Genomic DNA, 11513 nt, shown 5'->3' on the forward strand with positions numbered 1-11513 from the left:
CATCCGCATAGTGCACTGGGTTATCGCTCGCCACGGGAATATCTGCGGCAGCAGGCCAGTAATGGGTTAAGTGATAACAGGTGTCTGGAAATATAGGGGCAAATCCATGCAGTTCACTTAGGGGTCCGCTTGGAAAAAGGAAATTATCCTACGCTAAGCGCATTTTTTGCACAGATGGCTACCGACTGAACGTAACGTGTGAGTCATGATCAGAAATGTGTTAACTCTAGGAATTGACACGACTTACTGTTTGATGGGGAAATCATGTTTAGCTATCTCAAGGCTATGTATCATCAATCAAAAATTCAGGCTGAACTCAAGGTACAGATACATGAACAAACTACGGTTAATGCTATCTGTCATCACCCTGAATCAATCGAGATCATTGCGGTTTGTTCGACTGATGCGTATTACCGAAAACGTAAGGACGCTGCTTTTCTGACAACCTGTTCTGTGCTCATGCGTACTTTAAAAGATGAATCCGTACCGATGGTACTACGGAAAACAGCATGGCGATTATTGAACGAAAGATACCAACGAATTAAGTTAAATCAGGCTTATAGGATAGAAAATTTCTTGCTTGTTGCCGATTTTGAATATGCTCTCGAAGAACATGATGAACTAGCAGAGTAGTACTAGTGAGGCGATGAATACCGACAGTTAACGTGCATGTGACTTAAACGTCCGAAACCGGTCGGTTTCGTACACCACTTACAGCACATGTCCGAAACTTAGTGAAATTAATTTCGGACACACGTTATAATTCGGACATCCATTTCGTACGGAAAGTTTCCCATGTCACGTGTTTTTGCCTACTGCAGGGTCTCAACTCTGGAACAGACCACAGAAAACCAGCGTCGTGAAATTGAAGCGGCGGGTTTTGCCATCAGATCCCAACGACTTATTGAGGAGCATATCAGTGGCTCGGTTGCTGCCAGCGAACGCCCCGGATTTATCCGGTTGCTAGATCGCATGGAAAATGGGGATGTACTGATTGTCACCAAACTTGACCGTCTGGGTCGTAATGCGATGGATATCCGAAAAACAGTAGAGCAACTGGCGGCTTTAGATATTCGCGTTCATTGTCTCGCACTCGGAGGCGTTGACTTGACCAGTCCGGCCGGAAAAATGACTATGCAGGTAATTTCTGCTGTAGCGGAGTTTGAGCGGGATTTGCTGCTTGAGCGAACGTATTCAGGTATTGCGAGGGCAAAAGCGGCTGGAAAACGCTTCGGTCGCCCCCCCATCCTGAGCGAGGAACAAAAGCAAACAGTGACAGAGCGCCTAAATGCTGGCATCAGTATCAGTGCTATTGCCCGGGAATTTAATACCACCCGCCAGACTATCCTTCGGGTAAAGGCTGGATTGCTGCAAGAGTGAGCGGCTGGGAAGATTATAAAAAAAATCAAATGGTTATTATGAAATAAAACAGCCTGCTGGGTTCTTTTCCCCCTATTTTTTATAAAAGAGTAGACAAAAGAGGTTCGCGATATTAATCTACCAACTAGATGGTTGGTGCTGATTACACCAGCTATACCTTTTATCAAGAAATTACAGGAGCCATTATGTCTACTACCGTTAAACCTTCTGCAGACGCAGCTGCGATCCACAATACCCGTGAAGCAGTTCGCAGCCAGCCTGGCCTGGGTAACCTGACTTTCCAGATGAAAGCCCGTTCCAGCGGCGGATTAACCGTTCGCACAGAGACCGGCGCCACAATCCAGAACGGCGTTATCGATACCAGCCGTGTGGGGAAATTTTCTAATATCGGTGATGAACCCGCAGGTTTACTCGGCACCGATACCGGCATGAGCCCGACTGAATACATCATGCAGGCGCTGGCTGGCTGTTATACCGCCACCCTTACCATGATGGCTGCTGAAAAAGGGATCGACCTGGACGGTATCGAGCTGGATCTTAATTTCGATATCAACCTCAACGGCTTCCTTGGGCTGGACAGCAACGTGCGTAAAGGTGCGAAATCTATTCGCGTCGATGTTCACCTTACGAGCAAGACCGCCAGTCGCGAGGAGTTAGAAGCGCTGGTCAGCGAAATGCAAAAGAATTCGCCAATCCACGATACTCTGGCTAATCCGGTTGAAATGATTACACGCCTGGCGTGATGTCAGAGATGTAATGCTGCCATTCAGAATGCAGGATGGCAGTGACGTTCAGCTCTGCACGATACTGAGTCAGTGATACAACTTGCTACGGAAAAATAGCAACAATATAATCTATCAACTAGTAGATTATATGGAGTAATTATGACAACCATGACACGGGAACGGCTGCTCAGCGAAGCAGAACACCTGATGCGCGAAAAAGGGTATTCAGCATTCAGCTATGCTGATTTATCAAAAATAGTGGGTATCACCAAGGCCAGTATTCATCACCATTTCCCGACCAAAGATATTCTGGGTGAGCAGGTGGTAATACAGGCGTTCTCTGATACACAACGCGTATTTGAGCAGATAGAGGCGACTGAGAAAAGCGCGGAGAGAAGAATTGCGGCTTACATCGATATCTTCGCGCAAAGCCATAAAGCTTCGCTACTGCCACTGTGTTGTGCGTTGTCAGCAGAGACCGCCAATCTGCCTCAGGCAATTACTGTACAGACATCACTTTATTTCGATATGCAAATCGAGTGGCTCACAAAAGTCGTCAGGGCGGGCATGGAGTCAGGTGAGTTTTCATCCCATGCCGAACCATCAGATATTGCTTTGATGATCATTAATGTCTGTGAAGGCTCAAGCGTAGTGGCGCATGCAACGGCCAGACCCGAAGTCTTCGCCAACAGCCTTAAGTATATAAAACTGCTTCTTAATACCCCTCATTCAGGAGAATGACACTATGCTGGACTGGAACAACTATCGCTCAGAGTTAATGCAACGTTTAGGCGAGTTGGGCAAACTGACCCCCGAGACCATGAAAGGCGTGGTTGCCCTGGGCAACGCAGGTAACAAAACTGACCTTTTGGGCGCAAAAGTGCGTGAACTCATTGCCCTGGCGTGCGCAGTCACAACCCGCTGCGACGGCTGTATTGCTTTTCACGCCGACGCCGCTGTGAAAGCCGGTGCAACCGACGCTGAAATTGCTGAAGCGCTGGGCGTGGCGATTAACCTCAACGCTGGCGCGGCGGTCATTTATTCAGCCCGCACTCTGGATGCCGTCGGTCAGGCACGCGGTTAAGCATTAATAAATTCCACGTTAAAAGGGCATTACTGCCCTTTTTTTATGTCCGCAATAGCCTGAGCATATACCGATGCAGGTTTCACACCCGGTATGCGTTTAACTAATTGCCCTTCATGAAATATCAGCACAGACGGCAGCCCCCAGATCTCGTATTTGGTTGTCAGCACCGGCGCCTGATCTACATTGACTTTCCCCACCTGAATATCTCTATCGAGCCGGTCTGCAAACTGACTGAACATTTCTTCGCTGGCCTGACAGGGCGGACACCAGGGTGCAGAGAAACGTACCACCGATATTCCGTTGTACTGCTCTATCTGGCGGAAATTATCTTCGTTATAAGCTGTTAATGTACGCATGGTGATGACCTCGCAAAATGAGTGACAATTCAGAAATGGCTGCGTTATGACAAAAAAATACAACACAGCCATTGACCTACCTACTAGATGGTTGGTATATTGCCACCCATCAGATGTTTATGCAACTCCAGTGCGCGACGTCCAGTCGATGATACTGCCGGGCTGTGCAAATCCCTGCCGGGATACTCCTTTTTGTTTTTTGTGAGGTATACGATGAGTAAGCTTTTCACCCCCTACAATCTGTCTGGCCTGGCGTTAAAAAACCGTGTAGTCATGGCACCGATGACCCGCACCCGCACCATGAATGACGTGCCGGATGAGGTCGTGGCTTTGTACTATGCACAGCGTGCTTCTGCTGGCCTGCTCATCACCGAAGGGATGCCGGTTTCAGAAGAAGGCCGGGGTTACCTTTATACCCCTGGTATCTACAACGACGAACACGTCCAGGGCTGGCGTAAGGTGACACAAGCGGTTCACGCCAAAGGTGGCCGTATTTTCGCGCAGCTCTGGCACGTCGGCCGTATGTCTCACGTCTCTCTTCAGCCAGGCCACATAGCGCCGGTTTCAGCGGGCACCGTTCAGGCGGTCAATACCACCGTTTTTGCGCTGACCGAATCCGGAGAACCGGGCCCGGTTGTACCAAGCCAGCCACGCGCGCTGGAAACGCATGAAGTTAAACGCATCACTGCAGACTTCGTGCACTCCGCACGCCTGGCGATGGAAGCCGGCTTTGACGGCGTGGAAATCATGGCGGCAAACGGATTCATCTTTGACCAGTTCCTCAGTAGCGAACTGAACACCCGCACCGACGAATACGGCGGCTCGGTGGAAAATCGTCAGCGTTTCCTGCTGGAGACCATTGACGCCGTGGCGGAAGCCGTGGGTAACAGCCACGTTGCCGTGCGCCTGTCACCGTTCGGCCGCATTTATGACCTCGCGCCGTATGAAGGTGAAGAGCAAACCTGGTCAGCCATCACCGACGCGCTCGGTCAGCGGGAACTGGCCTACGTACACCTTTACTATCAGCCGGTGTACACCAAAGCGCCACTTCCGGAAGGCTTCCGCCGCCGTTTTCGCAACACGTTTAAAGGCACCATCATCGCTGCCGGCGGTTTTACCCGTGATATCGCAGAGCAGGCTCTGGAAGATGATGAGCTGGATCTGGTGGCATTTGGTGTGCCCTACATCGCTAACCCGGATCTGGTTGAAAGAATGCAAAACGGCTGGCCACTGGCAGAAAGTGACCGCGCCACCTACTACGGCGTCAGTGGTTCCCCGGAAAAAGGCTATACCGATTACCCGGTCTGGCAGGCGCAATAAATCCCATACGGTCGCGGTTCTCTGATAAGTGAGATCCGACCGCCCAACGTCTTTGAGGAATCATTATGCAAACGCTGAAACCCACCCTTACCATCGATATCTGGTCAGATTTGGTCTGCCCGTGGTGCTGGATTGCTAAAAAAAGATTTGAACAGGGTCTGAATCGCTTTGAATTTCGCGACCAGGTGGTGATCCGCCATCACAGCTACCGTCTGGCCGGTGGTACTCCCGCGATGCCTTTTAAGGATGCCATCGTTAAAAAGCTGGGCAGTCAGCATTCAGCGGAGCTGATGATGAATCAGGTGGGCACCGCCGGTAAATCTGAAGGTCTGATCTACAACTTCGACGGCATGATGTTTGGTGATACAGAAGATGCACACACCCTGCTGGTTGCCGCGCGTAAGGCCGGAATTGCGGACGCGGTGGAAGAACGTTTTTATCATGGCAGTATCACCGAAGGTCGCTCTCTCTTTGACCGTCAGCAGCTCGTTGCCATGGCCGTAGAAGCCGGTATGCCGAAAGCTGACGCTGAAGCCGCCCTGGAAAATGACGATTTTCGCGCCACCGTTTCCGACGATGAAGCCCACGCACAGTCTATTGGCCTCAGCGGCGTTCCGGTTTTTGTGATGAACGAAAAATATGCCATCAGCGGGGCTCAGGCAGCAGATAACTTTTTGAATGCCCTGCGTCAGGTCTGGGATGAACAGCAAACCGAATTTTCAGCCACTGCGGGTCAGACCTGCGGAACGGATGGCTGCAGTATTTAATCCGTCAACCGCCGGCAGTTTCACGCTGCCGGCAACGTCTTACCCACCAGTAATGGAGTCAGAAAATGAACACTTTTTTCAAAGGTAAAAAACTGCTCGTCGTCGGCGGTACCAGCGGCATGGGCCTGGCCGTGGCACGCATGGTACTGGAAGCGGGCGGCAGTGTCGTGCTGACCGGGAATAAAAAAGACAAAGCCGAAGCGGTGCAAAAAGAACTGAGCCCTCTGGGACCGGTTGCGGTCATCGCGGCGAACCTGATGACCGAAGAAGGTATGGAAACTATCCGTCAGGAAATTAATGCTCACCATCGCGATATCAGCCTGATGGTGAATGCCGCCGGTATCTTCATGCCCAAAGGATTTACCGAGCACAGCTTTGCCGATTATGACATGTATCTTTCGCTGAACCGAGCCACGTTCTTTATTACACAGGATGTCGTGAAGAACATGCTCGCCGCGAAGCTCGAAGGGTCTATCGTCAACGTCGGTTCGATTGGTGCTCAGGCTGCACTGGGTGACTCGCCGGCCTCGGCCTATTCAATGGCAAAAGCGGGTCTGCATGCCCTGACGCGTAATCTGGCGATTGAGCTGGCCAGCGCGGGTATTCGTGTCAACGCGGTGTCTCCCGGGATTGTTCATACGCCGATATACGAAGGCTTCATGGACAAAGCGGATATCGCAGATGCTATGAAGTCGCTGAACGATTTCCACCCGCTGGGACGCGTCGGAACTGCCGAAGATGTGGCAAACACTATTCTCTTCCTGTTGTCTGACAAAACCTCATGGGTGACGGGCGCTATCTGGGATGTCGATGCGGGCATCATGGCGGTCAGACGATAACCCCGTGACGCTGGCATAAGCCGCCCCTTAAGGGCGGCATTTTTTTGTCGCCAGACATGTCATCAGCAGGCTTCACTAAGAATATTCACGACCTGTTCATCCGTGCCTTTTGTGTTCCCGGCACAGGGTGTTATGCCGGGTTCTGACGACATCCTGACAGGACAAAACGGCCAGAGAGAAAGGAGTTATACACGATGAGGAGCCGGTAACGGAGAGTGATTCCCCTTTAAATAATCCGTGGATCACCATCGCAAACTGTACGGCACCAAAAAGTAACAGCGCACCTGCCCCGGTATCGAGATGGAGGTAATGACTCCAACTTACTGATAGTGTTTTATGTTCTGATAATGCCCGATGACCTTGTCATGCAGCTCCACCGATTTTGAGAACGACAGTGACTTCCGTCCCAGCCTTGCCAGATGTTGTCTCAGATTCAGGTTATGTCGCTCAATGCGCTGAGTGTAACGCTTGCTGATAACGTGCAGCTTTCCCTTCAGGCGGGATTCATACAGCGGCCAGCCATCCGTCATCCATACCACGACCTCAAAGGCCGACAGCAGGCCCAGAAGACGCTCCAGCGTGGCCAACGTGCGTTACCTAACAATAAACCTGTTTAAATATCCAGATAAAAACATTCAATCTGGGTCAAATGAGTGATACAGTTTCACCCATAAGACCCAATGGAGGCAATATGTCTGAATTTGAATTACTGGCGCAGGATCTGCTTGAGAAAGCAGAAGCGGAAGAACAACTGCGACAGGAAAATGATAAAAAGCTGCTCGGGCAGGTGCTGGAAATCTATGACCAGAAGTACGTGGCTGAACTGCTTAGAAAAGTTGGTAAAAATGAGTGGAGTCGCGAGACTCTTAATCGCTGGATTAATGGTAAGTGCTCACCTAAGACGCTGACGTTAGCCGAAGAGGAACTTCTACGAAAAATGCTTCCGGAAGCGCCTGCACATCACCCTGACTATGCCTTCCGGTTTATTGACCTGTTTGCTGGGATTGGAGGTATACGGAAGGGCTTCGAAACCATCGGTGGCCAGTGCGTTTTTACCAGTGAATGGAATAAAGAGGCTGTGCGCACATATAAAGCTAACTGGTTTAACGATGCTCAGGAACACACTTTCAATCTCGATATTCGGGAAGTCACGCTCAGTGATAAACCTGAAGTACCTGAAAACGATGCCTATGCTTACATTAATGAGCATGTGCCGGATCATGATGTACTTCTAGCAGGTTTCCCCTGTCAACCGTTCAGCCTTGCGGGCGTAAGCAAGAAAAACTCGCTCGGGCGCGCGCATGGTTTCGAATGTGAGGCTCAGGGAACGCTTTTCTTCGATGTGGCGCGTATTATACGCGCAAAAAAACCTGCCATCTTTGTTCTTGAAAACGTTAAAAACCTGAAGAGCCATGACAAGGGTAAAACCTTTAAAGTCATCATGGATACCCTCGACGAACTGGGCTATGAAGTTGCGGATGCAGCTGAGATGGGCAAAAACGATCCTAAAGTTATCGACGGAAAGCACTTTTTACCTCAGCACCGAGAACGTATCGTTTTGGTCGGTTTCCGTCGTGATCTGAACATTCACCAGGGCTTTACCCTGCGCGATATTAGTCGTTTTTATCCGGAACAGCGTCCGTCATTTGGCGAACTGCTGGAACCCGTGGTTGACAGCAAATATATACTGACGCCGAAACTCTGGGAGTATCTCTATAACTACGCCAAAAAGCACGCAGCTAAGGGTAACGGATTCGGTTTTGGCCTCGTTAATCCTGAAAATAAAGAAAGCATTGCCCGTACGCTTTCTGCTCGCTATCACAAAGACGGGTCTGAAATTCTGATAGACCGTGGCTGGGATATGGCCACAGGTGAAACAGACTTCGCGAACGAAGAAAATCAGGCGCATCGGCCCCGCAGGCTGACTCCACGAGAGTGCGCGCGCCTTATGGGTTTTGAAAAAGTAGATGGCAGGCCTTTTCGCATTCCTGTGTCAGACACTCAGTCGTACAGGCAGTTCGGTAACTCCGTAGTGGTGCCCGTGTTTGAAGCCGTAGCCAAACTGCTTGAACCTTATATCCTGAAAGCGGTTAATGCCGATTCGTGCAAGGTTGAACGAATCTGATCGCTCCTCCCGGTATTTATGCCGGGAGATAATCTATGGAATATCTGCGTAAAGCCCTGTCAGCTCAGCAATAAACGCACCTAGCGTCATTAGCTCAGCTCTCACCGCCTCCGGGTATTTTTTGTGCAGCGATGATGGCACGACCAATCTGACACCCGACTCCCGCATCTCCCGATATTGAGCCAGAGAAACTCCCTCTTGGAGTGTAAACAGATGCACCTGATGAATTTTATCGGCCTCATTCAGTATCTGACGCCAGCGATCCTTACAGGTAGTCTTGACTGCCAGCATGCGCAGATTTTCTACGGGAAACTCAGTATCGTGGTAAGCCCCTGCGGAAGGGAAAAGGAAATCGGGTTTTTTATTACCTTCTGTGATGGCCTGCGTCGCAAAGTGTCGCAGGCCGTGCTCAATGAATAGATGCTCCAGGTGCAGTTCCAGCGACTTCCCGGCTCTGGATTTACGGCGATTGCTGACAGAATTGGCCAGCGCAATAAATTCATCCACAGAGCCAAATCCTTTCCGGATGATATCCAGAACATGCAGTTCCTCAACCAATAGAAATATGTCGTACTCCACGCGCCGGCGGTCAAGAAGTTGCTCATCCGGATCAAGGGAATTTTTCACATAATGGCTGGCTGCATACTGAATAATTTCACTTCCCGACGGAAAGCGCAGGTGCCAGTCTTCAGGTAGAATATATTTATGATTTACTGGCGCTTGCTGTAGAGATAGTCCGCCTAGAATCTGTCCTGCGGGGCCGGATATAAGCGCTCCGGGTATAACTTCACCAATAGCGGTCTCAATGACGTCCTCTTCATCAGTGCTGGCGCATACCCAAATATTTACTTCCTTACAGTCCCCCCCTTGCTCATCAAGCTTGAAAGCCAGGAGCGTCAGAGCCCCTGTATTTTCAGGATTCTGAAGTGGGCTGCCTCTACCCCAGCGGGTAATCCTTTTTTCATTCCGGGTTTTACCAAAATGACGGCTGTTATAATAAATTGCCCGGGCTTCGCTGTCAGGGCAATCATGCGATGACACATGTGCGGTGAGAAAAACCGAAGGGTTCAGTTCACGGGTATGGTTGATAGACGGAAAGAGTTTTTCAACGATACCTGAAGGGATATAAAGCCCTACCTGGTGACCACCTGTTGCGCCGGTATCGTTGGCGGAAAGGCGTTTGATGTAGACGAAGTAATTCTCACATGCGATCTCAAGTAGCCAGTTGTGGAAAACCGACATAAGCATCCCCTGTTACCCTGAAACTCTACTCACCATTTTTTCATGATTATATACAAACAGCCAGAAAGGCTGTTACAGACGATTTGATCTGCAACCTATTGGTTAAATTAATGTATCAAAAACGATGGTTTTTGTGACAGTCTTGAAAAGTCCTGACTTCTCCCGAAAAATGACTCCCCTCATGTAACAAAACTCGTTACTGTATCAACATAACAATAACCCCATAACTAATTAGCGAGAAAAGAATGAAAATCGGCTATGCACGTAAATCTACGCATCTTCAGGATGTGGCGCACCAGGTTGACGAACTAACAAAAGCTGGATGTGAGCAAATCTATCAGGATCAGACCTCACGTAGCGGCCCCAAGCGCGACAAAAAAGGTGCGCCGGAACTGGAGAACTGCCTGAAAGCATTGCGCGAGGGAGATACCCTAGTAGTTTGGGCACTAGATCGGCTCGGCGGTTCATTGGGTCAAGTCATTACTTTACTCGACGACCTGAAGAAACGCGGAATAACTTTCATAGCCATCAAGGACAGAATAGACACAAATGCGCCAGTTATAGGGGAAATCTATACTCATCTGATGGCGATATTCTCTAGCTTTGAACGCAACCGCAATATTGAAAGAACGCGCTCAGGCCTTGCAGCTGCACGCGCAAGGGGCCGTGTGGGAGGGAGAAAACCGTCACTTTCTGAAGAAGATGTTAAACAAATTAGAATCTTACTTGCTGATCCTGAAATGACAGTTGGTGCAGTTGCTAAGCGCTTCAACGTTTCTCGCATGACTATTTATCGCTACACCACAAAATCATGAATGACCGCAGCATGGCGGTTTTATTTTCTTATGCCCGTCAGGGCATGGAAGGCGACCACGCCGGACTTAAACGGGCACCGGCCGCAAATCGCCGGAAACCGCAACGCTGACCGTATCGCCCGGCCCAGCCCCTCCCTGCAAAGCCATAACCCAGCCCGCCGCCACGCAGCTGCCGCACGTCCCCCACGGTGGTGCGCAGTGGGCGCCGCGCGCCTGCGCGCGGGAACGGCGGCCCGCCTTCGGGTCGCGGCGCCGTACTGCGCGTTAGCGGCCGCACGCGGCCGGTTACGGGGGACACTACGCCATACGACCAGCGACCCGCTGAGCTGCACAATCCACGGATAACACAAGCTACATACATGTCGATATGGGAATCGGCCCACCTTGCCGGGCTGCGTAATTGCATCGGACTTGACTACCCATTTGCATTTTACTTGGTGACCGTTTGCAGATTACTTGACCATCACCAACTAAATCTGTCCCATTAGATTTAGTTGGCGTAAGGCCTTACATCTTAACGGCTGCTGTGTGCCAAGAGCAGACGCTGGTAATTCGGGTAATGGTGCCAACTTACTGATTTAGTGTATGATGGTGTTTTTGAGGTGCTCCAGTGGCTTCTGTTTCTATCAGCTGTCCCTCCTGTTCAGCTACTGAAGGCGTGGTGCGTAACGGTAAAAGTACTGCCGGACATCAGCGCTATCTCTGCTCTCACTGCCGTAAAACATGGCAGCTACAGTTCACTTACACCGTCTCTCAGCCCGGTACACACCAGAAAATTATTGATATGGCCATGAATGGCGTCGGATGTCGCGCCAGTGCACGCATTATGGGCGTTGGCCTCAACACGATTTTACGAC

General features: G+C 50.4%; 13 protein-coding genes and 2 pseudogenes. 11 read left to right on the top strand and 4 right to left on the bottom strand.

Translation table 11 applies throughout. From position 1 onward, the window contains the following. Positions 1–264 precede the first annotated feature (264 nt). From ACOTXI_RS23795 to ACOTXI_RS23815, 5 genes are all read left to right on the top strand, one after another. Positions 265–633, top strand: coding sequence for a hypothetical protein (locus ACOTXI_RS23795; RefSeq protein ID WP_032677090.1), 369 nt, complete (start codon positions 265–267; stop codon positions 631–633). Between the two features lie 162 nt (positions 634–795). Next, positions 796–1380, top strand: a complete 585-nt coding sequence (locus ACOTXI_RS23800; RefSeq protein ID WP_012695450.1) for a recombinase family protein — start codon at positions 796–798, stop codon at positions 1378–1380. 185 nt (positions 1381–1565) lie between these two features. Beyond that, positions 1566–2123 carry an OsmC family protein gene (locus ACOTXI_RS23805; RefSeq protein ID WP_000108589.1) on the top strand — a complete coding sequence of 186 codons (558 nt, stop codon included), beginning with the start codon at positions 1566–1568 and terminating at the stop codon, positions 2121–2123. 141 nt (positions 2124–2264) lie between these two features. After that, a complete protein-coding gene (locus tag ACOTXI_RS23810) occupies positions 2265–2846 on the top strand; it encodes a TetR/AcrR family transcriptional regulator (protein WP_000210409.1) in 582 nt (193 codons plus the stop codon). Between the two features lie 4 nt (positions 2847–2850). Next, the gene (locus tag ACOTXI_RS23815) at positions 2851–3189 is read left to right on the top strand and encodes a carboxymuconolactone decarboxylase family protein (protein ID WP_000888080.1); all 339 of its coding nucleotides are present in this window, start codon (positions 2851–2853) and stop codon (positions 3187–3189) included. Positions 3190–3218: 29 nt separating this feature from the next. On the opposite strand, the gene ACOTXI_RS23820 is transcribed toward ACOTXI_RS23815, so the two are convergent. Then, positions 3219–3548, bottom strand: a complete 330-nt coding sequence (locus ACOTXI_RS23820) for a thioredoxin family protein (RefSeq protein WP_021242987.1) — start codon at positions 3546–3548, stop codon at positions 3219–3221. Between the two features lie 213 nt (positions 3549–3761). On the opposite strand from ACOTXI_RS23820, the gene ACOTXI_RS23825 reads away from it, so the two are divergent. The 3 genes from ACOTXI_RS23825 (at position 3762) to ACOTXI_RS23835 (ending at position 6474) form a co-directional block, all read left to right on the top strand. Further along, positions 3762–4868: an alkene reductase gene (locus ACOTXI_RS23825; protein WP_006687059.1), complete on the top strand. Its 1107-nt coding sequence runs from the start codon at positions 3762–3764 to the stop codon at positions 4866–4868. A gap of 65 nt (positions 4869–4933) precedes the next feature. After that, positions 4934–5635 (top strand): DsbA family oxidoreductase, encoded by a 702-nt coding sequence (locus ACOTXI_RS23830; protein ID WP_001194072.1) that lies wholly within the window; start codon positions 4934–4936, stop codon positions 5633–5635. A gap of 65 nt (positions 5636–5700) precedes the next feature. Next, the gene (locus ACOTXI_RS23835; protein ID WP_004729618.1) at positions 5701–6474 is read left to right on the top strand and encodes an SDR family NAD(P)-dependent oxidoreductase; all 774 of its coding nucleotides are present in this window, start codon (positions 5701–5703) and stop codon (positions 6472–6474) included. Between the two features lie 210 nt (positions 6475–6684). Here ACOTXI_RS23835 and ACOTXI_RS23840 read toward each other — a convergent pair. Together ACOTXI_RS23840 and ACOTXI_RS23845 are read right to left on the bottom strand one after the other, a co-directional pair. Beyond that, positions 6685–6783: pseudogene (locus tag ACOTXI_RS23840) on the bottom strand (EamA family transporter); the annotation flags it as partial. 11 nt (positions 6784–6794) lie between these two features. Continuing rightward, positions 6795–7067: pseudogene (locus tag ACOTXI_RS23845) on the bottom strand (IS1 family transposase); the annotation flags it as partial. A gap of 98 nt (positions 7068–7165) precedes the next feature. Here ACOTXI_RS23845 and ACOTXI_RS23850 point away from each other — a divergent pair. After that, positions 7166–8599, top strand: coding sequence for a DNA cytosine methyltransferase (locus ACOTXI_RS23850; protein ID WP_001288432.1), 1434 nt, complete (start codon positions 7166–7168; stop codon positions 8597–8599). A gap of 33 nt (positions 8600–8632) precedes the next feature. Here the strand turns inward: ACOTXI_RS23850 and ACOTXI_RS23855 are convergent, their stop codons facing one another. Then, positions 8633–9841: a type II site-specific deoxyribonuclease gene (locus tag ACOTXI_RS23855; RefSeq protein ID WP_000110241.1), complete on the bottom strand. Its 1209-nt coding sequence runs from the start codon at positions 9839–9841 to the stop codon at positions 8633–8635. Positions 9842–10086: 245 nt separating this feature from the next. Between ACOTXI_RS23855 and ACOTXI_RS23860 the strand changes: the two genes are divergently transcribed. Beyond that, positions 10087–10656, top strand: a complete 570-nt coding sequence (locus ACOTXI_RS23860; RefSeq protein WP_001749988.1) for a recombinase family protein — start codon at positions 10087–10089, stop codon at positions 10654–10656. Positions 10657–11266: 610 nt separating this feature from the next. Continuing rightward, on the top strand, positions 11267–11513 hold a 247-nt coding region (locus ACOTXI_RS23865), incomplete at its 3' end, for an IS1-like element transposase (RefSeq protein WP_063928108.1).

The sequence above is a fragment of the Enterobacter cloacae complex sp. BZL2005 genome, from assembly GCF_049238885.1.
Lineage (GTDB): Bacteria > Pseudomonadota > Gammaproteobacteria > Enterobacterales > Enterobacteriaceae > Enterobacter > Enterobacter roggenkampii.

Coding starts and splice junctions, on each gene's coding strand:
- ACOTXI_RS23805 (WP_000108589.1), top strand. CDS start 1,566: ATGTCTACTACCGTTAAACCTTCTGCAGACGCAGCTGCGATCCACAAT.
- ACOTXI_RS23815 (WP_000888080.1), top strand. CDS start 2,851: ATGCTGGACTGGAACAACTATCGCTCAGAGTTAATGCAACGTTTAGGC.
- ACOTXI_RS23800 (WP_012695450.1), top strand. CDS start 796: ATGTCACGTGTTTTTGCCTACTGCAGGGTCTCAACTCTGGAACAGACC.
- ACOTXI_RS23810 (WP_000210409.1), top strand. CDS start 2,265: ATGACAACCATGACACGGGAACGGCTGCTCAGCGAAGCAGAACACCTG.
- ACOTXI_RS23820 (WP_021242987.1), bottom strand. CDS start 3,548: ATGCGTACATTAACAGCTTATAACGAAGATAATTTCCGCCAGATAGAG.
- ACOTXI_RS23855 (WP_000110241.1), bottom strand. CDS start 9,841: ATGTCGGTTTTCCACAACTGGCTACTTGAGATCGCATGTGAGAATTAC.
- ACOTXI_RS23850 (WP_001288432.1), top strand. CDS start 7,166: ATGTCTGAATTTGAATTACTGGCGCAGGATCTGCTTGAGAAAGCAGAA.
- ACOTXI_RS23830 (WP_001194072.1), top strand. CDS start 4,934: ATGCAAACGCTGAAACCCACCCTTACCATCGATATCTGGTCAGATTTG.
- ACOTXI_RS23825 (WP_006687059.1), top strand. CDS start 3,762: ATGAGTAAGCTTTTCACCCCCTACAATCTGTCTGGCCTGGCGTTAAAA.
- ACOTXI_RS23860 (WP_001749988.1), top strand. CDS start 10,087: ATGAAAATCGGCTATGCACGTAAATCTACGCATCTTCAGGATGTGGCG.
- ACOTXI_RS23835 (WP_004729618.1), top strand. CDS start 5,701: ATGAACACTTTTTTCAAAGGTAAAAAACTGCTCGTCGTCGGCGGTACC.
- ACOTXI_RS23795 (WP_032677090.1), top strand. CDS start 265: ATGTTTAGCTATCTCAAGGCTATGTATCATCAATCAAAAATTCAGGCT.